The organism is Uruburuella suis (assembly GCF_004341385.1).
GTDB lineage: Bacteria > Pseudomonadota > Gammaproteobacteria > Burkholderiales > Neisseriaceae > Neisseria > Neisseria suis.
The window spans coordinates 37,805-60,552 of record NZ_SLXE01000001.1; the positions used below are offsets into that span (position 1 = coordinate 37,805).

The following is a 22,748-nucleotide window of genomic DNA, read 5'->3' on the forward strand; positions in this document are numbered from 1 at the left end:
AAAGCAGATAATGAGATAACAATAAAACGAAGCGGTTGATACAGTAAAAGGCCGTCTGAACATTAACAGGTGTTCAGACGGCCTTTTATATTGATGATGATATAAATGAAATAGCAGGTGCAGTAATACCAATCCAAAAAAATAACCTAACTTCGTTGTCTCGCCTTGCCGTACGCTCTGTACTGTCGCAGGCTTCCGTCTTGTAAGCTCACTTTTTTGAATCGGTATAAAGTGTTGTGTCGGGATAAGGTATGAGCTTTTACATCCGCCGCATTATCAACAGAAAATAACCGCCGCCGAGCAGCGTTGCCATCAAACCGGCCGGGATTTCATAGGGAAAGCCGATTTGCCTGCCCAGCCAGTCGGCCAAGAGCATCACCGTTGCGCCAATCAGGGCCGCGGCGGTTAGCTGTTGGTGCGGCAGGCGTGCGCCGAGCATATTGGCCAGATGGGGCGCGAGCAGGCCGACGAAGCTCAAGGGGCCGATAAGCAGGGTCGCCAGCGCGGTGAGCAATGCGCTGAAAACAATCAAAACTGTGCGTGCGGCGGCCACGTTCACGCCCGCCGATTGCGCCACAACTGCGTTAAAACCCAGCAAGCCCAGCCAGCGGCTCAGGGGTAGGGCGGCGGCTAAGAGCAGTATGGATGCTGCGAATACCGTACCCGAAAGCAGTGGTGTGGCTTGATAGGTAGAACCGGAAAGCCATATCAAAAGCTGTTGAACACGCAAATCGCCGCCTGCCGTCCACACGCGGATAAAGGCATCAGACAGTGCGGCCACGGCAATGCCGGTGAGCAATACTTTTTCGGGCAGCAAGCCGTTTTTACGGTTAAACAGCATAATCAGCCACAAAGTAAACAAGGCCGAGCTGATGCCGATGAACCAAAACACGCTGCTGAGCACCTGCACATCAAACAGCAACACCGCAGCCAACACGCCCAGAGCCGTGCCGGAGCTGATGCCGAGCAATTCGGGGCTGGCCATCGGATTTTGTGTGAGCCGTTGCAGAAATACGCCGGCGGTGGCGAGCATGATGCCGCAAGCGGCAGCGGTGAAGAGGCGCAGGTAACGCAGATTGAGAAAATCGGGGTGAAAGGTAAGCTGCCAGCCGTTGGCACTTTGTCCTGCCAGCAAAGCCAAAGTTGCCGCAAACAGCAGCAATAAAGGCAATCTGAGCAACCAGGGCGAAGCTTGGGTGCGCGCCACGGTTTGCGCCGAGGCCGTCTGAAAGGGTGCTCGGGCAGGCAGACGCATCATCAGCCACAATAATAAAGGCGCACCAATCAGCCCTGTTACTGCGCCGGCAGGTAAATCGACTTGATGGTAATGGTTGAGCAATACCAATAAGTTATCCGTGAGCAGCAGCATCAGCGCGCCGAACACAAACGCCATCGGCAAACGCGCCCACAAAGTGCGCACGCCCAGTTGCCGCACCGCCGTGGCCGCCGCCAGGCCGACAAAACCCATCATGCCCACCATCCCGACCACGTTGGCGCTGAGAAAAGCCGCCGCTGCCAATGCCGCCAAACGGATGGTTTTCACCGGCATGCCGAGCGCGGCGGCCTGGGTGTCGCTCAGGCTCATCATCGCCAGTGGTTTTGCCAATATGGCAATCAGCGCGGCAGCCGCAGCAATGCGCCACAAGAGTTGCAAACTATCGTGCCAACTGTCTTGCAGCAGCGAGCCGGCCCCCCAAAGCATGATGCCGCGCGTTTCTTCCGAATAAAACAGCGTGATGATGCCCGCAAATGCGCCCAAATAAAGCGCCGTCACCAAACCGGCCAACACCACCAAGAGCGGCACCAAATCCCGCCGGGCCGACAGCCACAACACCAGCGCCAATGCCAACGCCGCACCGCCGAATGCTACCGGCGCATTGCCCCAAGCCAGCAAGGCAGGCGCGAATACCGTAGCGGCCACCAAAGCCGTTTGCGCGCCGCTGCTCACGGCCAAAGTGCTGTCGGAAGCGAGTGGATTGCGCATGATTTGTTGCAGCAACATGGTGGCCAAAGCCAGTGCGCCGCCCGCAAGCAAAGCCATGGCCATGCGCGGCAAGGTATTGTTCTGCACTATCAGCGCATCAATGGGCAGCGCATCGGGCGCGGCAAACCAATCGGCCGGCGGCCAATGCCATTGCAGTTTTAAAATCCAGCCGCTGCTCATGATCGCAGTCAACAACAAAACCCAAGTCCAGCAGGTAATAGGCCGTCTGAAAACATTTACCATGCGATTTCCTTTTCAGACGGCAGTTTTGCTGCTAATTCATCGGCAAAACGCTGCATAGAAGGCAATGCGCCGTAGCTCCATGCCTGCGGCAACACGCGGCGGTTTTGCGGCTTGCTAAACGGCAGCCGCTGCCACAATGCGCTTTTATCCAGCGCGGCGCGGGTGTTGCGCGGGTGCGGCTGTATGATAATTAAGAGCGTATCGGGGGGCAGCTTGGCCAAATCGGTAAGCGCGATATTGGCAAAGCCCCACGCGTTTGATTCGCCCTGCCAAGCATTTTTCAGGCCGAGTTTTTGCATCACCACGTTAAACAGGCTGGTGTTGCCGTAGATGCGTAAATGGCGCGCATCGACAAACTGCACCACCGCCAACGGCCGCTTGCGGTATGGAAAAAGCGTGTTTTTTTGCTGTTGGAATTGCTTTTCTGTTTGCTGAATCAAACGTTCGGCAGCAGCTTTGTCGCCGATGATGCTGCCGAGTTCGCGCGTGGCCGCCAGCGTTTGCGGATAAGCGATGCCCTTGTCGCCGGCAAAGCTGATTTCGCGCACGGGCGCTACTTTTTCAAACTGCGGTTTCAAATGTGCAAACCACGGCGATTGGATAAACATATCGGGCTTAATCTGATACAGCCGCTCCAAATTCGGCTGGAAACGCAAACCCGCATCCAGCGTGGTGTTTGGCAGCGGCGGATAATTGACCCAGTTGCCGTAAGCGCGTTTGTCGCCCACGCTCACGGGCGGATGTCCCATCGCGGTCAGCGTTTCGGCGGTGCTCCAATCGGAAGTGGCCACACGTGGCGCCGCTTGTATGGGCGCAGGGAGCAGGAATAAAACGAGCAGGGCGGTTTTGAGGCCGTCTGAAAAGTGTTTTTGCATAAGTGTTTGTATGGGTTTCAGACGGCCTTTTGCGTTGTTCAGCCGTCTGAATGCGTGTGGTTGATTGGCCGGGTTTTGTGGTTTTTACATTCTCGGTTTTTTACGCAAAAGGAATATAAAAGGAATAGATGACAGGCCGTCTGAAAGTTTGCAGGAAACGGTTTATTGTGCTGCAAACTTTCAGACGGCCTGCCAACCTTCCGCACAATAAAAGCGGTTTTTCAAGGTAACGCCACCGGCACGCCGGTTTGCGGATGGCGGATAATGTTCATCTGCACACTGTAAATATCGTTCAACACTTCGGCGGTCATAATTTCGGTAGGTTTGCCCTGTTTGAGCAAGCGGCCTTGCTTCAATGCCACCAACTCGTCGCAATATTGTGCGGCCAGATTGATGTCGTGAATCACGATAATCACGCCCAAATGCAGGCGGTGCGACAAATCGCGGATTAAGGCCATCACTTCGAGTTGGTGGGCGATGTCGAGAGCGGCCAATGGTTCGTCAAGCAGTAGAAAGCGGCTTTGCTGCGCCAAGCACATTGCAAGCCAGATGCGCGAGCGTTCGCCGCCGGACAAGGTGTCGACAATCTGGTCGGCGAATTTTTCCGTGTGCGTGAGTGCGAAAGCTTCGGCAACCGCTTGTTTGTCCGCCTTGCTGCTGCGCCCGAGCAGGCCGCTCCAGGCATAGCGCCCCATATTGATGAGTTCGGCGGCGGTCAGTGCGGTGGCAGCGGGGCAGGTGTTGTGGCAGATAAGCCACGTGTTTGGCGTAATTGTGGGCGGAATAGGCGGCAATATTCTGATTATCCAGCAAAAGATTGCCGGATGTGGGCTGGTTTTGGCGGGTAAGCAGTTTCAATAAAGTGGATTTGCCCGAGCCGTTGTGGCCGATTAATCCATAAACTTTATCCGGCTTGAATTCAAGGGAAATATCGTGCAGCAACACGCGGCCGGGCACGCTGAAGGTGAGGTTTTGAAGCTGGAACACAGGAGGCCGCATGAAAAATAAGATGGTATAGTTTAAATGATAGTTATTATTATTACAATTCTGATTGTGCGCAGACACTGATAAGGCCGTCTGAAACGTTGGGTTTATCAACCCAACCTACCTGTTATAGTGCGTAGTGTTGTATCACTTTTTCTTGCATTTCACGGTATTTATTGAAAGAAGACTCTGAATAATGCATGGCGGCGTTTTTTGCCGTGTATAAAATTTCCGGCGAAACCCACTCGCCAGCGCTATTCGGAGCTTCCTTAAAAAAATGATTTTTCAAATGGTTATCAGAATTTATAGCTGACAGAGCCCAATATGCTGCGGCCTTGGCCGTAATAGCAGTAGCTCGCATCGCAGGCGGCGATGTATTTGCGGTTGCCGATATTGTCCACATTCACTTGCGCGGTCCAATTGCGGGCGAAATCGTAGCGGGCAAACAGGTCGAACACGGTGGATGAGGGCACTTTCAAACCTTTGTAGGCGGCCACTGCCCATTGTCCGTCTACTTTGCTGCTGCCGACATAGCGCACGCCCGCGCCCAGCGATAAGCCGTTCAAGGTGCCTTGGTCGAAGGCGTACACGCCGCGCAAGCTGGCGGAGTGTTTGGCAAATAAGGTGTTGTGGTAGTCGATGCCGTCTGAGCCGCGATCGGTGCGGGTTTGATAGGTGTAGGCAAGCTGGCCGCTCAAGTTGTCGGTGATTTGTGCTTGTGCTTGCAGCTCAACGCCTTTGCGTTTGGAAACATCGCCGCTGACGGTATTGCCTGTGCCGCCGGCATTGGAAATCAGCGCGCCTTTGTCGTTGGCTTTAAAGGCTGCAATGGAAAGGGTGCCGTCTAACCAGGCGGGCAGGTATTTCAAACCGATTTCATATTGCTCGGTGGTTTGCGGGTCGTACAGGGTTTGGTTGCCGCTCAAGCCGGTGGGCAGGCGGAATGATTCGGTGTAGGCGAAATAGGGGTTTAGGCCGAACGGTGCGAAATACATAATCGAACCGGCATATGAAGTGTGGTTGGCTTTAACCGATTGGTTGTTGGTGTATTCCTCACTTTTGGCGCGATCATGGCGAACGCCCGCGCTAATGCCTACTTTGTCAAACAGGCGCACGCTGTCTTGCAGGTAGAAGCCGAGCTGGCTGGCTTTCAAATCGTTGCGCGGGATGTTGGACGTGTCCACGCTGATGCCGTAAGTGGGCGAGAAGATATTAACCGTGCCGGGGGAAACGATGGTGGGGATGGCAAACGATTGGTACACGCCGTTGACTTTTTGTTGGCGGTAATCCACACCGGCAACCAGTGTGTTGCGAATGTTTTCGTTGTGCCAACGCCAAGTGATGCGGTTGTCGATGCTGTGATTTTTGGCGGTGCCGTCGTTGAACACGGCATCGCGGGTGGCGGTGTAGTTTGTGGGGTCAACGCTTGACCATACGTAAGTGCCTAAATGATGGTTGTCGATATGGGTGTAGCGGTAGTTGGAGCTGAAGCTCAGGCTGTCGTTGAAATCGTGGCTGAATTCGTAGCCCAATGAATATTGTTTGTTGGTTTCATGGTCAACCGAAGGATCGCCAAGGTTGGTGGTCGGGTTGACTTTTTGCCCGTCGATGGCAACCAAAGAACCTGCCATCGGCACAAAATTGCTGCTCGGTGTGCCTTTGTCGCGCTGATAGCTGGCAAGCAGGCTCAGGCGGGTGCGGTCGGTGATGTCCCAAGCCAAAGAGGGCGCAAGATAAAAGGTTTTATTGTCGGTGCCGTTCCAATCGCCATCGGCAGCACGAAACGAGCCGACCAGGCGGTAGCGCAGGCTTTGATCGGCATTCAGGCTGCCGGTGTAATCGGCTGCAATGCCGTATTGGCCGTTGTTGCCGGCTTGGGCTTTAACTTCGCCTTTACCGACTTGGCTTTTGTGCGGGCGCTTGCTGATGTAGTTGATCAGGCCGCCGGGGTTGGCTGCGCCGTAGGTCAGTGAATCTGCGCCCTTGGTGATTTCAACGGCTTCGATACCGAACGTATCGACGTGCGGGGTAAAGAAGCCGTAATTGTTGACGGGGGCGCCGTCAAAAGATTGGCTGGCTTCCGCACCTCGGATGCGAAACCAGTTGGTGTTGGTGTCGCTGCCATAGGGCTGGTTGGTAAAGCCTGATTAGTAGCGGCCGATTTCGTCGGCTTTTTCCACGCCTTCTTCGGAAAGCGTTGCGGCGGTAATGTTGACTGCATCTTTGGCCTGCAAAAACGGCACGGTTTGCAGTTTGTTCATTGAGCCGACCACGTTAACCGTTTCCAGCTCGGCGCTTTGCGTGTCGCCATCGGCGGCAAAACCGTGGGTATAAGCGCTCAAGATGGCGGCGGCCAGCAGGCTGCGGGTAAAGAAAATAGTGTGTTGCATCAAGAATCCTTTTTCGAATAAATCAGGCCGTCTGAAATCATGCTTCGGCGTTTCAGACGGCCTGATTGTGAATGATTTTTAATTCGGTAAGGATTATAACGATTTTATGGCAGCTTGTAGTTTGGAAAACGGTTAAACAGAGAATATCGACCGGAAGCGAAAAAGACTATTGTGTGAATGATACGAATTTTTGTTTGTGTTTGGATGGGCCGTCTGAAGCTTTAACGGCTGTGTTCGTCTGCCACTCTAACCGCTTCTTCCGCGCCGTATTCACTCAATAAGCCGTGTTTCATTGAGATGATGCGTTCGGCATGGTGGAAATATTTGTCGTCGTGGCTGATGGCAAACACGGTGCAGCCTTGCTGTTGCAGCAGCGGCAGCAGGGTTTCGTAAAACATGCGGCGAAATTGCGGGTCTTGGTCGGCAGCCCATTCGTCGAGTATCAGCATGCTGCGGTTTTCAAGCGCGGCGGCTAAGAGCCCCAAGCGCTTTTTCTGGCCTTGCGAAAGTTTGCTGTTGAGAATGCGGCTTTGCTCGATTTTCACTTTTTCATCCATTTTCAGACGGCCTAACCATTCGGCAATCAATTCGGCCGAGACGTCTTCGCCTTTATCGCCGACCAGTTTTTCAAACAAATGGAAATCGGTGAACACGCTGGCAAACAGTTGGCGGTAGGCGCTGCGGTTGGCTTCGGTGATTTCGGTGTTGTCGACAAATATTTTGCCGCTTTGCGGTGTGTATAAGCCCGCCAATACCATCGACAACGTGGATTTGCCCGAACCGTTGGCGCCAATCAGAAACACGGTTTCGCCACGCTTGAGGGTGAGATTGACGGGTTGGAGCGCAAAATGATGGCCGCCTTGCATGGGATGGGCATAGGTGATGTTTTCAAGGCGGATGCTCTGCCAGTTTTGCGGCAGGGTTTCGTTGCCGTGAAAGCTGCTTTGGTAATCGGTTAAGCCCAAATCATTCAAGGCATTGAGCGCGACTTGGCTGTTCATCAGCATGGGAAAGGCACCGATGGCCTGCGAGAGCGGCGAACGCATAAACAATACGGTCATGGTAATGGTGGCGGCATCGGCAAGGCTTGCCCAATGGTGGTAAATCGAGAGGTAGAAAATGATGCCGACGGCGGCTAGCATCAGGGTGTTGCCCCAGTTGACGGCGAAGGCGTGGTAGCTGTCGGCGCGGATGGCGTAATGGCGGTTTTGTGCGGCTGCGGCGGTGAAATCTTCGTTGTAGAAGCGTTCGGCGCGGTAGCGGTTGAGTTTCAGCTCTTTGTGGCCGTCAAGGCTGGTTTCGTAGTGGGCGTAGAGCTTGTCTTCAAAGCCGCGCATGGCTTTGAAGCTGGTGTAGACGCGTTTGACCACATAATGGCTGCCCAAAATCATAACGGTAAGAATCAAGGCGGTGACGATAAACAGCTTCGGCGACAGCCAAATCAGATAGGCGCTGCAACCGAAAGTAAACAAAACACCCTGCACCAATTCGGGCAGCCGCGCAAAAGCCATGCTGATGCTGCGGATGTCGTTGGACAAGCTGGCCAAAAGCCTGGGTTTGCCGGTAAGCTGGATTTGCGCATCGTGCGAATCCATGATGCGTTTGAGCAATTGCGTGCGCAGTTCGAACACAAACTGATGCCCGAGTTTCGACAAACGGATTTGCGCAAATGTGGCGGCGGCAAGATAAAGCACCAGCAAGGCGGCAAATTGCCACATCACGCCCTGCACAGTGGTTTCACCGCTTTGCAGCAGGTAGCTGTTGATAAAAACCAATACGCCGATGCCGAGCAGGCCGGAAAGCAGCGTGAGGGCAAACATGGCCAGAAAAGGTTTGCGGTGCTGGTGGAAAACAAGGCTGATGATGTTCATGGGTGGGAGCAGAGGAGTAAAAAGCGGGAAGTATCAGGATTCAGGCCGTCTGAACATCGTTTCAGACGGCCTTGAGGTAAAACGGTATCAAGTTAGCGGACAATTGTGCCGGCAGCGGTGGCTACGCCTTCATTAAGCGATTCCACCATGGCGGTGTAGCCGTCGCCTTGTTGCGGCGTTTCGGCGTTGAAATTTCGGCTTTGCCCATCAGGCCATACGCTATAACCGCGCACAAGGGTTTGCCCCTGATAGCTGCCCTGAAAGGCTTCTATATAGATTTTCAGTGTGGGCGCGCCTACGCTGCTTCTGTTGGCAGGGGTAAAACGGTAGCGTGAGTTAAGACGGTTGAGTTTGTTGCTGAAGCTGGCGGCCAGCGCGTTATCGAGTGCGCTTGCCCACAAATGGTTGCGGGCGAAATTGATGCGGTAGGCATCGGTTTGATAAACCAGGCCGCCGTTGTTTAAAGGCTCGCTCAAAATCACACGCACGGCGATTTCGCTGCCGCGTTGCGGCGGCAGGCTGTATTGGCTGTCGGGCAGGGTGAAATATTGTGTGGCTTGCGGTGTGCTGCATGCCGCCAGCGCGGTTGCGGCGATGCCGGCAAGGATTAATCGGCGCATCAGCGGCTTCCTTTCGGTGTCGGATCTTTGATGTTGCTGTTGAAAATCAGTGCGTTGGGCTTTTCTTTCAAGGTATTGATAAGCGGCTGCGCATCTTTCAGGGTTTGGTCTATGCTTTGCAGGGTGGCCTGCACGTCGCCGTAAAGCGGCGATTGCGGCGACACGCCTTGCAGGGTTTGGCGCAATTCGGCCAAGGTTTGGTTGAGCGCTTGCGGCATGGCTTGTGTTTGCGGCTGGCTGATGAGGCGCTCGGCTGATTTGAGGGTGGTTTGCAGATTGCGCAGCGAGGCATTGAGCTCGCCCACGGTTTGCTCGAGCGGCAGTTTGTTGAATTTATCCAGCAAGGAGGCCAGCTTGGCCTGCAAATCGTCGAGGCCGCCGCCTTGGGTGGCAATCACGGTTTGGCCGGCATAATCGGCATAAGGCTTGAGCCTGCTGCTGCCCTCGGCCGCTTCCACGAGCTCAATCATTTTGCTGCCGAGCACGAGATTGTTGCTGCTTAAGGTGGCGGTGAGGCCTTTGTTGAGCGCGGTTTGAAGCTGGCTTTGCCAATGCTCGCGGCTTTGTGCTTGGGCGTTGATTTCCATGCGCGCAGGCTCAAGGCGGATGCGCACAGGCACCCAGCCGTTTTGGAACAATTTCAGGCTGTCGTTGTGGGCGAAATAGGGCACATCGGCCACGGTACCGACATTGATGCCTTTGTATTCCACCGGTGCGCCCACAGCGAGGCCGCGCACGCTGCTTTTGAAAAAGGCCACATAATAAAGCGCTCTTTGGCCGGGCAGGTTGTCGATTTCGTTGCGGTTGTTGTAAAGCTCGAAAGTGTCTTCATTGGCCGGCGTTGCGCCTTTGTCGCCGCCGATGGGCGGGGCGAAAGAAATGGCACCGGAGAGCAGCGCGGGCAGCGGTGCGGAATCAATATGGATGCCGCTGCCGGTGGTGTTGATGCTGAATCCGGTTTCGAGCCAGAATTGGCTGTTTTTCCCCACTAATTTGTCGTTGGGGCTTTGGATGAAAATGGTGTAGTCGACGGTTTCGTTTTTCGGGTTGAAGCGGGCGCTTTCAATTTGGCCGACGGTGAAGTTTTCATACAATATCGGGCTGCCGACGCTGAGCATTTTGTTGTTTTTGCCTGAGAGCTTCAGGCGCAAACCGCTTTGGCCGATGGCGGCGATAGGCGGCATGTCGAGCACGGTGAAAGTGTCTTGGTTTTCAGCGCTTTTGCCGGGCGTAAAGGCGATGTAGGCGCCTGACACCAAGGTGTTGAGGCCAGTAACGCCGCTTTGGTCGATGCGCGGTTTCACCACCCAAAATTGGGTGTCTTGGCGCATTAAATCTTTAGCATCGGCGCTGAGGCGGGCGGTGACGGCCACGCCTTTTTGGTCGGCGCGCAACTTGATGCGGGTAACGCGGCCCACTTCAACGCTGAGCACTTTAATCACGGTGTTGTTCACTTCGATGCCCTCGGCGCTGTCCATCAGCAAGGTGATTTCGGGGCCGGTATTGCGGATATTCTGCATCAAAAGCCAGCCGCCGGCGAAAAGGGCGATCAGCGGAATGAGCCACACCACAGAGGTGAACACATTGGTTTTGCGCACACGGGCGGGCACAGGTTGGGTGGGGGGATGGGTTTTATCGGTCATATCGGGCGGAAAGGGCGGTAAGGTTTTCAGACGGCCTGTTTTCTGCCTGCTCGCGTGCTTTATCCCAAATCAGGCGGGGGTCGAAAAAATAGGCCGAAAGCATGGTTAAAATCACCACAAGGCAGAAATAGAGCGAGGCGGCGCCGGGTGTGACGCGGGCAAGCGGCGTGTGAAAAGCGCTCATCAAAATAATAATCACAAAAATATCAATCATCGACCAGCGCCCCACCGCATCGGTGAGCCGGTAGATCAGCGCCATTTTCGGCGCGCTTAAGGGCGGGTGGAAACGGGCGCTGGCAATCAGAAAGCCCATCGACACGATTTTCAGCGTGGGCACCAAAATGCTGGCGCTGAAAATAATCAGCGCAATTAATTTATCGCCGTCGCGCCACATATAGGCAATGCCGTTGAGGATGGTGCTCACTTCTGTTTTGAGCGGGTTGGCCGAAATCATGATGGGCAGCACATTGGCCGGAATATACAGCACCGCGGCGGCCAGCAGCAAGGCCAGCGAAATGCTCAGGCTTTTGGGGCGGCGGCGAAAGAGCGCCGAGCCGCACACGCCGCAGGTGGTTTCGGTGCGGTTGCGGAAATAAAGGCATCTGCTGCAACAAATTTTATCAGCAGAGGCCGTCTGAATCGCATTTCGCCCCTGCATGGCGTGGATTTTGTAATACACCCAATGCTGCGGAATCGACACCGCGGTGCGGATCAGCATCACCGAAAGCGCAAACATCAGCCAAAAAGCCGCACCAAACTGCACCTGCGCCACGGCGGCAAGCTTGATATAGGCCACCAGCGTGGCGATGAAAAACACATCCACCATAATCCAATGGCGCAGCCGCGAGAGTATGCGCGTGGCATAAAACAGGCCGGGATAGTTTTTTTTGCGCACCAGCGCCGTGTAAACATAAAGGCATAAAAATAAAAACAGCGCCGGTGTGCCGAAAGTGAGCACAAACATCACCTCGGCCAAAAAGCCGAAGTCGAATAAAATCAGCGATTGGAGCATCGATGGCAGCGTGAGGATGGCCGTTGCCCCCGGTAGCGACACGGTGATAAACATCATGCTGTAGGCAAAAGTCATCAAAATCAAGGCGGTGGAAGCATAGGCCAGCGGCGCGAGATAAGGATTTTTTTCAACCTCCACCAATTCATAACCGCAAGTGGGGCAATGCGCTTCCTGACCTTGGCGCAGGCGCGGCAAGTGCACCCGCTGGCCGCATTCGGGGCAGTCGAGCGTGTGCGCGGGCAAAGTGGCATCGGGGCGGAAAAGCTGATAGCGCCACCAGCGGCGGTAGGCATAAACGGGTTTGTAAATTGGGGGCATATTGCGGTTGGCTAAAGCGGCTTAGGGCGTTGGCAAGGCAGAATTATAACGGAAAAACAATATGCGCCCGGCAATCTTTGCAAATTATGCAAAAGGCCGTCTGAAAGCTTTTTCAGACGGCCTGAAGCCAACTTGATTTGAAAAACACACGTTCAATAACCATAGCGCCGATAGCGGTAAAAACCGGCGGCGTAACGGGTGTTTTGCAAATCAAACTGTTGCCATGCGTGCATGATGATGCCTTTCGGGTTTCTATGTGTTGAGGCCGTCTGAAAAAAAATCAGAGGGTAATGGCCGGCAAGGTGTGTGCCAATGCCAGGCTGTCGGCCACGATATTGCCGCTGATGGGGCAGGCGTGTTCGGTTTCGATAATCAGCAGGTTGGCGGGGCGGCCGGCGTGCAGGCTCATGCGCATTTCGGCGGCGGCAAAAGGCAGGCCGCGGGCGCGGGCAAAGGCTTGGGCGCGGCGGTTGGCGGTGTGCAGCATGGGCGCGAGGGTGATGTCGAGGTGGAAGCGGCGCACGCCCAGCACGATAATGCGCGCGGCAAACCAATCGGCCTCTTCGGTGAACACATCGGGGCTGGCTTGGCTGAAATCGTGGCGCATGGCGGCAATCAGCGTGGCGGTGGTGCGGATTTGCGGCAGCAGCGCTTCGCTGATGAGCGCAGCCTGTTTGCCCTCGGGCAGCGGGTGGCGGCACAAATCGGTGCGGTGGCTGTTGCCGTCTACAATTAAATGGCTGCGGTGCAAAGGCGCGGTTTCGATAGCGGGGTGTTGGGCTTGGGGTGCGGTTTTCATTTTATCTGCTCCTGTGTGGCGGGTGGCGGCGGCAAATAAAAAAGCCGCCCGATTTATCTGTGGCGGCTGAAGTTTTCGCGTTTGCTTAAAGTTTGGAATCTGAACGAATCAGACAAGCGCAAAAAAGTACCGCACGTTTGTGGGGTACCAATAAAAATAAGCAAAGGGGCGAATGGCTTGTGAGTTCATGGCTGGCAGGTTAAAACAAAGCATCGAGTATTGTCAATATCCATTTGGCGAAAGCTGCAATCATGGCGATAAATTGTTGTAAAGCTTCCATATTATTTTTCGCCCCATTTGCGCATCAAGGTGTGCGGAATGCGCAATTGGTCGAGAATACGCGCCACCACGAAATCAACCAAATCACCGATTTGCTGCGGGTGGTGGTAAAAGCCGGGCGAGGGCGGCAGAATCACGGCGCCGTATTGCGAGAGCTTGAGCAGGTTTTCCAGATGCAGGGTGGAAAAAGGCGTTTCGCGCGGCACAATAATCAGCGGGCGGCGCTCTTTCAGCGCCACATCGGCGGCGCGCTCGATTAAGTGATCGGAAGTGCCGTGCGCCACCGCGGCCACCACGCCCATGCTGGCCGGGCAGATAATCATCGCGTCGGCAGGATTGGTGCCCGAGGCGGGTGGCGCAAACCATTCGTCTTTGCCAAACACGCGCAAACTCTCGGCGGACACGTTAAATTGCGCACACAAAGCCGCTTGGCAGGCAGCGGCCGAAGCGGGCAGGCTCAGCCCCATTTCCTGCTGCGCCACCACTTGCGCCGCCTGCGAATAAAGCAGCCACACGGTTTTGTCCGCGCTCAGCAGGCATTCGAGCAGGCGCATACCGTAAGGCATGCCGGAAGCGCCGGTGAAGGCGAGGGTGACGGTTTGAATCGGATGGGCGGGCGTGTTCATAAAGGCGGCAATTTGCAAAATCAGGCGCTTATTGTAGCAAAAGGCAGAGGCCGTCTGAAAGCATGCAGAAAAATCTTTTCAGACGGCCTTGAATATTTTGAGCGGCTTCCCCATCTATTAAAAGATTCAAACCAGCCCAACAAGGATTGTTAATATGATTAAACTGCACACCAATTTCGGCACCATCGGCATCGAGCTCGACCATGAAAAAGCGCCCGTTACCGCGGCCAACTTCGAGCAATATGTGAAAGACGGCTTTTACGACGGCGTGATTTTCCACCGCGTCATCAAAGGCTTTATGATTCAGGGCGGCGGCATGGATGAAAACATGAACGAAAAAGCCACCCGCGAGCCGATTCAAAACGAAGCGCAAAACGGCCTGAAAAACGATAAATACACCGTGGCGATGGCGCGCACCCAAGCGCCGCATTCGGCTTCGGCGCAGTTTTTCATCAACACCAAAAACAACGACTTTTTGAACCACACCGATCCGAGCATGCACGGCTGGGGCTATGCCGTGTTTGGCAAAGTGGTGGAAGGCCAAGATGTGGTGGATGCGATTGAAGGCGTGAAAACCAAACGCCACGGCTATCATGATGATGTGCCGCAAGATGCGGTGGTGATCACCAAAGCCGAAATCGTATAAGCGTTTTACCGCAACAGGCCGTCTGAAAAGATTTCAGACGGCCTTTGACATCATACACACGGACGATTATGAACACCGATTTACTCACCCTCAAAATCCGCAACCCCGACTATATCCGCCTGATAGCCGAACACAGCGCAGGCTTCAGCGATGCCGAGCAAAGCTTACTGGCCGAGATTGTGGACAATTTTGAATTCGACGTGGTGCAAGCGCAGGCGTTGGCGCAGGCTGTGATGCAGCAGGCGAGGTTCGATCCCAACGCGCTGCACATCGAAGAAGACGATGAAGACATCACCGGCGTGTGCCCGCATTGCCTCAATCCGCCCGTGCCGCCGCTGCGCGATTACCTGATGTGGCGCGAGCAGCGCGGCTGAAGAAAACGGTGGAAAATCTTTCAAGCCCAGTTTGAGAAATGCGGATTCGGGGTTTGTCCGCATTTCATTTTGCTGCAGGCCGTCTGAAACTTGGCCGGCACATATTTCCAGACGGCTTTTCAGACGGCCTTTGCAAGCCAAAGCTGTTGTTTTCAGGTATCATCCAACTGATTTTTACCAAAGCCCACCATCATGCTGCAAACCGACAAGCTCACCGCCGCCGCGCCTCAGCGCATCATCACCGCGCAAAGCATTTCTTCGCAAGAAGAGCTGCTCGAACGCGCTCTGCGCCCGAAAACATTGGCCGATTATATCGGCCAGGCCAAAGCCAAAGAGCAATTGGCGATTTTTATCGAGGCGGCCAAAAAGCGCGGCGAAGCGCTCGACCACACTTTATTATTCGGCCCGCCGGGCTTGGGCAAAACCACGTTGGCGCACATTATCGCCAAAGAATTGGGCGTGAACCTGCGCCAAACCAGCGGCCCCGTGCTCGAGCGCGCCGGCGATTTGGCGGCGCTGCTCACCAATTTAGAGCCGCACGATGTGCTCTTTATCGATGAAATCCACCGCTTAAGCCCGGTGGTGGAAGAAATTCTTTATCCGGCGCTCGAAGATTACCAGCTCGACATCATGATCGGCGAAGGCCCGGCGGCGCGTTCGGTAAAAATCGACTTGCCGCCTTTCACGCTGGTGGGCGCCACCACCCGCGCCGGTATGCTCACCAACCCTTTGCGCGACCGCTTCGGCATTGTGTCGCGGCTGGAATTTTACGAAACCCACGATTTGGCCACCATTGTGGCGCGTTCGGCGCAATTGCTGCAATTGAACATGGGCGCAGAGGGCGCGTGGGAAATCGCCCGCCGCAGCCGCGGCACACCGCGCATCGCCAACCGCCTGCTGCGGCGCGTGCGCGATTATGCCGAGGTGAAAAACAACGGCATCATCAGCGCCGAAGTGGCCGATGCGGCGCTTTCCATGCTCGATGTGGATGCGGCGGGGCTTGATGTGATGGACCGGAAATTTCTCGAAGCCATTTTGCACAAATTCAGCGGCGGCCCGGTGGGGCTGGAAAACGTGGCCGCCGCCATCGGCGAATCCACCGACACCATTGAAGACGTGATCGAGCCTTATCTGATTCAGCAAGGCTTTTTGCAGCGCACCCCGCGCGGGCGCATGGCCACGCAAATCAGCTATCTGCACTTTGGTTTGCAGCAGGAAAAAGAATAGCGAGAGGCCGTCTGAAAAGTTTTCAGACGGCCTTTTACATCATTGATTTGAATTTTTTGGCAAGCGGCAGTATATTTTTAACTATAGTTAGCATAACTTAAACGGCATCCGCTTAGAATAATCAAGTTAACCCCGGATAATAAAGAACACACCATGTCTGAACATTCTCCGATTATCATTGCCACTTATAATATGCACAAAGGCATGTCGGCGCTCAACCGCAAAGTGCAGGTTGAAAGCATGGCCGAGGCCTTGCAGGGCTTGAAATCCGACGTGCTTTTTTTGCAGGAGGTGCAGGGTGAAAACCTGCGCCGCCAGCTCAAGCTGCCCGCGTTTCCCGCCCAGCCGCATTACGACATCATCAGCGAGCATCTTTCGTTTTACAGCAGCTACGGCAAAAACGCAGTGTTTCCCGAGCGCCATCATGGTAATGCCATTTTGAGCCATCTGCCGATTGAAACGCGCCACAACCTCAATATCAGTGTGAACAAACTCGAGCAGCGCGGCGTGCTGCATTGCGAAATCCATCCCGAAGGCTGGCCGTTTCCGCTGGTGTGTTTGTGTGCGCATCTGAATTTGCGCGAGCCCGACCGCAACAAGCAATATCAGGCCATTTTTGAATATGTGAGCCGGCATGTGCACCCGATGAGCCCGCTGATTATCGCCGGCGATTTTAACGATTGGCGGCAAAAATCCTGTCTTTCGCTCGGCAGTGCGCTCAATTTACAGGAAGTGTTTATCGACACGCTGGGGCAGCGCCCGAAAACGTTCCCCGCACGCATGCCGCTGCTCAGCCTCGACCGCATCTACACGCGCAATTTGGAAGTGCTCGATGCGCAAGTGCACAAAAGCCGGCAATGGCAGCTTTTGTCCGACCATCTGCCCTTGAGCGCCAAAGTGCGCCCGCGCCTGCCTTGAGCGGTGTGGATGTTGGCTATCTTGAGGCCGTCTGAAGCCGTTGCTCATGGTTTCAGACGGCCTTTGCGGTGTGATAATGCCGGTTCGGCCAAAATTTGCTGCCCATATCCGGCGCCCCGATAATCTGCATATTGTGCGTTAATATTGTGTTAAAACGCGGTATAATCGCGCTTTCAGACGGCCTCTTGCCGCCGCGCACCTGTTTTGCGAAAGAACATCATGCTCTTGATGATAGACAATTACGACAGCTTCACCTACAACATCGTGCAATATTTCGCCGAGCTCGGCCAAGAAGTGCTGGTGCGCCGCAACGACGACATCACGCCGGCCGAAATCGAAGCGCTCAAGCCCCAATATCTGGTGATAGGCCCCGGCCCCTGTTCGCCGCGCGAGGCCGGCATTTCTGTGGCCGCGATTCAGCATTTTGCCGGCAAGCTGCCGATTATGGGCGTTTGCTTGGGCCATCAGGCCATCGGCGAAGCCTTTGGCGGCCATATTGTGCGCGCCAAAACGCTGATGCACGGCAAAGTGTCGCCGGTGCATCACCATGCTCAAGGCATGTTTCAAGGCCTGCCCAACCCGGTAACGTGCACGCGCTACCACAGCTTGGTGATCGAGCGCGAAAGCCTGCCCGAATGCCTGAACATCAGCGCCTGGACCGACGACGGCGAAATCATGGGCGTGCGCCATCAAAGCCTGCCGCTCGAAGGCGTGCAGTTTCACCCCGAAGCGCTGCTCACCGAGCACGGCCACGAGATGCTGAATAATTTCTTGATTGAATTCAAAAACTTTCAGACGGCCTTTTAAATCATCCGCATAAAGAGAACCTTATGATTACGCCCCAGCAAGCGCTTGCGCGGCTTTTAGACAACAACGAATTGTTTCACGATGAAATGAGCGGCCTGATGCGCCAAATCATGAGCGCGCAGGTGGCGCCGGAAATGGTGGCCGCTTTGTTGGTGGCCTTGCGCATGAAGGTGGAAACCGTGGCCGAAATCGCCGCCGCCGCCGGCGTGATGCGCGAATTCGCCACGCCGGTGCCCGTGGCCGGCAAGCAGCATTTGGTGGACATTGTGGGCACCGGCGGCGATGGCGCGCACACGTTCAATATTTCCAGCACCGCCATGTTTGTGGCCGCGGCGGCCGGCGCCAAAGTGGCCAAACACGGCGGGCGCTCGGTGTCGTCATCCAGCGGCGCGGCCGATGTGATGGAAGAGATGGGCGTGTCGCTCGGCCTCTCGCCTGAAAAAGTGGGGCAATGCATCGAAGAAACCGGCATGGGCTTTATGTTTGCGCCCAACCACCACAGCAGCATGCGTCATGTAGCGCCCGTGCGCAAAGCCTTAGGCGTGAAAACCGTGTTTAATATTTTGGGGCCGCTCACCAATCCGGCCGCCGCGCCCAATCAGGTGTTGGGCGTGTTTCACGTTGATTTGGTGGGCATACTTTCGCGCGTGTTGCAGCAGCTGGGCGCCGAGCATGTGTTGGTGGTGCACGGCAGCGACGGGCTCGATGAAATCACCCTCACCGGCCAGAGCCGCGTGGCCGAGCTTAAAAACGGCGAAATCAGCGAATACAGTATCCACCCCGAGCAATTCGGCATTGCCGTGCGCGAAAACCTCGACGACATCAAAGTGGCCGATGCCGCCCAATCGCTGGCGATGATGAACCGCGTGTTGGCCGGCGAAGCCGGTGCTGCGCGCGATATCGTGCTGCTCAATGCGGCGGCCACCATTTATGCGGCGAATGTTGCCGATTCTTTGGAAGCGGGCGTGGAAGCCGCGCGCGAAGCCATCGATTCGGGCAGGGCGCGCGCCAAACAGCAAGAATTGGTGGCCGCATCGCAGCGCTTGGCTCAGGGTTGAAAATAAACAGGCTTGTTAAAATGCCGTCTGAAAGCTTTCAGATGGCATTTTTTATGGGTATCAATAAACTGGAAGCCGATGTTTTATAGATCAGGCTGAGGCCTTTGTAAAACACCCTTTCCGTCGCTCCTGCGCAGGCGGGTGTCCAGTGCAAAGCAGCGCCTTGCTTATCTCACATATTTCTGAAAATAATAAATTTTTTATAAAATCAAATATTTGATTTCTCATATTTTCATGGTAGCTACCTGCCCGACAACTGAAGCTGCGCTTCAGACTGGGCTCCTGCCTGCGCAGGAGCGACGGAAAGGGTGTTTTGCAAAGGCCTCAGGCTGTATACATTTCAGGCCGTCTGAAAAAGTTTCAGACGGCCTGAAATCTGCGCCAAAAAAGCGTGCATGATTTCAACGCAATCCAAGCATGAAAATCAAGCGCAAGATGCGGATGGCTTTGTTTTAATAGCAATCCCAATTAAACCAGCTGCGCTCGAAATGCCCGCCCGCCAAATCTTCGGCGTTGATAAAAAACGCGCCCACGCCGCTGTCGCCCCACAAAATATCCACATCGTTGCCGTGGCCGGCGGAATCGAGTTGGAACAATAATATATCTTCCTGCTTTGCTGCATGGTAATAGCGCGGATCGGTTTGGGTGAAGAAGGGGTAGCCCATCAAATGGTTGCTGCTTTGCTGGCGGTTGATAATGGCTTCGATCGCTTCGATGGCATCGTCGCTCAGGCCTTGTTGCTGCGCCCATTGATATAAGGGCGCGCCGTGGTGTTGCGCAAATTCAAAGCTGTCGTGCAGCAGATATTGGCTTTGCAGGCTGCCTGAAACGGCGTATTCGCCGGACACCGGATGCCCCCAGTAAGGCGCGGATTCATCATCCGCGAGCGTGTGCATTTCCGGCATTAATTGGCGGCAGCAGGCGGTTTTGGCGGGGTTCATTTCTTGCTGCAATGCATACAGGCGTTGGTCGCTGGCGACGGGGTTGCCAATCAGCATCAATGCGTCGGTGCGGCTGCGGATGCTGGCGATTTGCGGCAGCAGCACGGCGCGCTCGGACGACCACAGTGTGCTCAATTCGGCATCATCCAGCGCGGCGACTTGGCGGTCGTTGTCGGCGATAAAGGTGTGCAGAATCGCTTGGGCGGCTTCGGCTTCGTTTTCATCGTCGGCGCTGTCGGTGTCGGCATAGATGCCGAATAAGTCGCGCACTTGCAGCAGCTGCTCGCGGCTGGGGGCGATATTCGCGGGCATGGCGGTGCTTTCGTCCACAGTCAAACCGGCGGCCTGAAAATGCGCCGCCAGCCGCGCCATGCGCCCGCCGAGCATGGTGCGTTCCAAGCCGCTGATGCGCGTCCGCAAGTCGGCATCGGCGCTGATGGCCGCCTGCATGGCAGCGGCGGTGTCGGGTATGGCCATGGCCAGCAGCATGTCTAATTGTTCGGCTTGCTCGAATAGGGCGCCTTGGGCAATCAAGGTGTCGGCCGCGGCCTGCATTTTTGCCCGCTCCTGTGCCCAGGTTTGGCTGAGTTTGGCATCGCCAAAGGCGGCCACCAATTCATCCTGCATTTGCCAATCCACTTCCAGCACGGCTTGCGGGTGGCTGCGCCAATAGGCTTGCCATTGCGATTGGCTGCGCACACCGGCAATGGCGTCGAGCAGGGCGGCATCGTCCATTTCATCGCTCAGCGCCCATAAATCGACATAAGGGCTCTGCCCCATCAATTCGATAATGGCCGCTTCGCTGCGCGGGCACAAGGCCGCCAGCGCCTGCCCCAATTGCGCGGGATTGCGCAAGGGCTCAAGCTTGTTGAGGCTGGCAATGCGCGCTTTGATGTTGCTCAGTATGGCGCTGTGTTCGGCCTGCCAAGCTTCGTTTAATCCGGCATGGTTGATGGCTTTGACCAGATGGTTTTTGCGCGCCGCCCAGCCTTGTATCAGCGCTTCGGGGTGGTGTTGCCAATCGGCCTGGAAAGCTTCATCGGTTTGCTGCCAATCCGAATTAACGGCCACGGGCTCGCCATTCACATAAAGCGCGGTGTCGTGCATATACCAATCCATCAGCGCCATGGTGTGCTCGCCGGAAGCCATTAAATCCAGCACCCGTTTTTCGCTTTGCGCCAGCCACGGTGATGCCGCCGCACTGATGGCGCTGATGTCGTTCACTTCTTTTTGCTCGATTTCAGCCACAAATGCAGGCAACGCGGCCAGCATGGCGGCTTCTTCCTGCTGCCAATAGCGGCTTAACTCGGCATCGGCCACTTTGGCCGCCACGGCTGCTTTGAGCGCCAGCCAGCGGCGGATTTCGGCTTGTGGGTCTGCCGCCCAGCGTGCTTGAAATTCGGGGTCGGCCAAGGTTTCCGGTTCGCCGTCTTCATCTTCGTAAAAGGCGTTGGCGGGAAAGAGGGCGCGTTGCTCGGCGCGGCTGAGCGAGGCGGCGGCGGTGTCGGCAAAATACACGGTGGCGATGCCGCTGCGGTTGTCGGGATTGTCGTAATCCATGCCCAAGCCGTCATCAAACGGGTCGATGTAAAAGGCCAGCAGGCCGGCGGCGGGCAAGGCCGGGTGCGGCGGCAGCTCGGCCAGATTAAATTGCGCCAACAAAGCCAGCGGCTGGCCGCGGCAATTGCGCGGGTAATCGCGCTGTTGCGGCCAATAGCCGATGCCGCCCACGCGTGAAGAGGTGGGCGGCAATGAGTCCGGCGCGGGTGATAAGGTGAGCGCCAACACGTTTTGCGCGCTGGCGGCGATGCGCTCGATTTGCTCGGCGCTCAGATGGGCTTTTAATTGATTCAGCATGGTTTCCCCTTTTGTTGTGATACTGTATCTATCATGAATGTGCCGGAGTTTAGCACAATTGAATGATAAAATCATGTTCTGATTCAATAGGTTTTAGCGGCAAAAGGGCAGCTTGCAGGCCGTCTGAAAGCATGCGTTCAGACGGCCCCTTGCCCGGCGCTTTGCCCGTTTGCTTCAACCGGATCTTGATGCACCATCACTTCCGCATCTTCAAATAAAGCCCTTACCTGTGCGGCCACGGCCACGGCGATATCGTGTGCTTCCACAATGTTCAGCCGCGCATCCAAATCAATATGCATTTGAATAAAATGGCGCGCACCGGAGAGGCGGGTGCGCAAATCGTGGAGGCCGAGCACGCCGGGAACGGCTAGCGCGGCGGCTTCGATGCGGGCAACATCGGCCGGTGGCAGGGCTTTGTCCATCAAGGTGTTTACCGCTTCTATCGCAATTTTCGCGGCGCTCCAGAAAATCCAGCCGCCCAAAAGCAGCGCTAGCACGGCATCGGCACGCTGCCAGCCCCAAGCCGCCAGCACCAGCGCCACCAGCACCACGATATTGGAAGCGAAATCGGTTACATAATGCAGGCTATCGGCCGACACGGCTTGCGATTGCGCGTGGCGCAACACCCAGCGTTGAAACAGCACCAGCGCCAGCGTGAGCAGTAGCGACACCAACATCACGGCAATGCCCAGCGTGGTTTGCTGCAAAGGCTGCGGATGCAAGAGCCGCTCCACGGCATTGAGCAGCAAAAACACCGCCGAGCCGCCGATAAAGGCCGATTGCGCCAGCGCCGAGAGGCTCTCGGCCTTGCCGTGGCCGAAAGGGTGGTTGTCATCGGCCGGGCGCAAAGCCAGCCGCACGGCAAATAAATTCACGATGCTGGCCAGCGAATCGGTGAGCGAATCGACCAAGCTGGCCAAAAGGCTCACCGAGCCGCTGGCCAGCCAGGCCCAGGTTTTCAAGCCCACCAGCAAAATGGCGGTGGCTACTGAAGCATAAGTGGCCAGCGGCAGCAGGGTTTCACGTTTGGTATCCATAAAAGGTTTCCGTTTGGGCGGGTGTTGGCATGAAAGCAAAAGCAATATTGATGCAGTATAAACATCTGATGCTTAAGGCCGTCTGAAGCGCATGCAAACGCTGGCTTCGTTATGGCGTTGTGTTACAATATTTTAGAGTCAGTTTACAATCTTTTCTTGTGTTGTTTGCATGCTGAAACCGGCTGCAAATCAAGATGGCGAACAGGCTCTTAGAGATTCGCTTTTCGGTTGACCACTCA

General features: G+C 55.5%; 18 protein-coding genes and 2 pseudogenes. 6 read left to right on the forward strand and 14 right to left on the reverse strand.

The features are described 5' to 3' along the window. Positions 1 to 259: 259 nt before the first annotated feature. The 12 genes and pseudogenes from fhuB to EV680_RS00200 all read right to left on the reverse strand — a co-directional run bounded on the left by fhuB (position 260) and on the right by EV680_RS00200 (position 13,644). Positions 260 to 2,227, reverse strand: coding sequence for a Fe(3+)-hydroxamate ABC transporter permease FhuB (gene fhuB, locus EV680_RS00155; RefSeq protein ID WP_132951961.1), 1,968 nt, complete (start codon positions 2,225 to 2,227; stop codon positions 260 to 262). Continuing rightward, positions 2,221 to 3,102 carry an ABC transporter substrate-binding protein gene (locus EV680_RS00160; RefSeq protein ID WP_132951963.1) on the reverse strand — a complete coding sequence of 294 codons (882 nt, stop codon included), beginning with the start codon at positions 3,100 to 3,102 and terminating at the stop codon, positions 2,221 to 2,223. The genes fhuB and EV680_RS00160 overlap by 7 nt, the downstream gene beginning before the upstream one ends. Before the next feature lie 221 nt (positions 3,103 to 3,323). Further along, positions 3,324 to 3,797, reverse strand: coding sequence for an ABC transporter ATP-binding protein (locus tag EV680_RS00165; protein ID WP_279387848.1), 474 nt, complete (start codon positions 3,795 to 3,797; stop codon positions 3,324 to 3,326). 88 nt (positions 3,798 to 3,885) lie between these two features. Further along, a pseudogene (locus EV680_RS12155) lies at positions 3,886 to 4,101 on the reverse strand (ATP-binding cassette domain-containing protein); the annotation flags it as partial. A 281-nt stretch (positions 4,102 to 4,382) separates the two neighbouring features. Beyond that, positions 4,383 to 6,206, reverse strand: a pseudogene (locus tag EV680_RS00170) (TonB-dependent siderophore receptor); the annotation flags it as partial. A 27-nt stretch (positions 6,207 to 6,233) separates the two neighbouring features. Beyond that, positions 6,234 to 6,476 (reverse strand): hypothetical protein, encoded by a 243-nt coding sequence (locus tag EV680_RS11990; protein ID WP_207894255.1) that lies wholly within the window; start codon positions 6,474 to 6,476, stop codon positions 6,234 to 6,236. 221 nt (positions 6,477 to 6,697) lie between these two features. Next, on the reverse strand, positions 6,698 to 8,347 hold the full coding sequence (locus tag EV680_RS00175; RefSeq protein ID WP_132951965.1) for a multidrug ABC transporter permease/ATP-binding protein: 1,650 nt from the start codon (positions 8,345 to 8,347) through the stop codon (positions 6,698 to 6,700). 92 nt (positions 8,348 to 8,439) lie between these two features. Beyond that, positions 8,440 to 8,967 (reverse strand): PqiC family protein, encoded by a 528-nt coding sequence (locus EV680_RS00180; RefSeq protein WP_132951967.1) that lies wholly within the window; start codon positions 8,965 to 8,967, stop codon positions 8,440 to 8,442. Beyond that, a complete protein-coding gene (gene pqiB, locus EV680_RS00185) occupies positions 8,967 to 10,610 on the reverse strand; it encodes an intermembrane transport protein PqiB (RefSeq protein ID WP_132951969.1) in 1,644 nt (547 codons plus the stop codon). Before pqiB ends, EV680_RS00180 begins: the two co-directional genes overlap by 1 nt. Continuing rightward, positions 10,600 to 11,940: a paraquat-inducible protein A gene (locus EV680_RS00190; protein WP_132951971.1), complete on the reverse strand. Its 1,341-nt coding sequence runs from the start codon at positions 11,938 to 11,940 to the stop codon at positions 10,600 to 10,602. Before EV680_RS00190 ends, pqiB begins: the two co-directional genes overlap by 11 nt. Before the next feature lie 280 nt (positions 11,941 to 12,220). Then, positions 12,221 to 12,739, reverse strand: a complete 519-nt coding sequence (locus tag EV680_RS00195) for a hypothetical protein (RefSeq protein WP_132951973.1) — start codon at positions 12,737 to 12,739, stop codon at positions 12,221 to 12,223. Between the two features lie 281 nt (positions 12,740 to 13,020). Continuing rightward, positions 13,021 to 13,644, reverse strand: coding sequence for a flavin prenyltransferase UbiX (locus EV680_RS00200; protein ID WP_132951975.1), 624 nt, complete (start codon positions 13,642 to 13,644; stop codon positions 13,021 to 13,023). Positions 13,645 to 13,798: 154 nt separating this feature from the next. Between EV680_RS00200 and EV680_RS00205 the strand changes: the two genes are divergently transcribed. The 6 genes from EV680_RS00205 (at position 13,799) to trpD (ending at position 18,674) form a co-directional block, all read left to right on the forward strand. Continuing rightward, positions 13,799 to 14,290: a peptidylprolyl isomerase gene (locus EV680_RS00205; protein WP_132951977.1), complete on the forward strand. Its 492-nt coding sequence runs from the start codon at positions 13,799 to 13,801 to the stop codon at positions 14,288 to 14,290. A 68-nt stretch (positions 14,291 to 14,358) separates the two neighbouring features. Then, positions 14,359 to 14,664, forward strand: a complete 306-nt coding sequence (locus EV680_RS00210; RefSeq protein WP_132951979.1) for a hypothetical protein — start codon at positions 14,359 to 14,361, stop codon at positions 14,662 to 14,664. Positions 14,665 to 14,856: 192 nt separating this feature from the next. Beyond that, positions 14,857 to 15,891, forward strand: coding sequence for a Holliday junction branch migration DNA helicase RuvB (gene ruvB, locus EV680_RS00215; protein WP_132951981.1), 1,035 nt, complete (start codon positions 14,857 to 14,859; stop codon positions 15,889 to 15,891). Between the two features lie 153 nt (positions 15,892 to 16,044). Then, positions 16,045 to 16,809: an endonuclease/exonuclease/phosphatase family protein gene (locus tag EV680_RS00220; RefSeq protein WP_243650308.1), complete on the forward strand. Its 765-nt coding sequence runs from the start codon at positions 16,045 to 16,047 to the stop codon at positions 16,807 to 16,809. A 219-nt stretch (positions 16,810 to 17,028) separates the two neighbouring features. Further along, positions 17,029 to 17,616, forward strand: a complete 588-nt coding sequence (locus tag EV680_RS00225) for an aminodeoxychorismate/anthranilate synthase component II (RefSeq protein ID WP_132951985.1) — start codon at positions 17,029 to 17,031, stop codon at positions 17,614 to 17,616. Between the two features lie 23 nt (positions 17,617 to 17,639). Further along, positions 17,640 to 18,674 (forward strand): anthranilate phosphoribosyltransferase, encoded by a 1,035-nt coding sequence (trpD, locus tag EV680_RS00230; RefSeq protein ID WP_132951987.1) that lies wholly within the window; start codon positions 17,640 to 17,642, stop codon positions 18,672 to 18,674. Between the two features lie 452 nt (positions 18,675 to 19,126). Here trpD and EV680_RS00235 read toward each other — a convergent pair whose 3' ends face one another. Together EV680_RS00235 and EV680_RS00240 are read right to left on the reverse strand one after the other, a co-directional pair. Then, the gene (locus EV680_RS00235) at positions 19,127 to 21,472 is read right to left on the reverse strand and encodes a DUF1963 domain-containing protein (RefSeq protein ID WP_165870879.1); all 2,346 of its coding nucleotides are present in this window, start codon (positions 21,470 to 21,472) and stop codon (positions 19,127 to 19,129) included. Between the two features lie 137 nt (positions 21,473 to 21,609). Further along, entirely contained in the window at positions 21,610 to 22,509 is a 900-nt protein-coding gene (locus EV680_RS00240) for a cation diffusion facilitator family transporter (RefSeq protein WP_132951991.1), read from the reverse strand. Between the last annotated feature and the right edge of the window lie 239 nt (positions 22,510 to 22,748).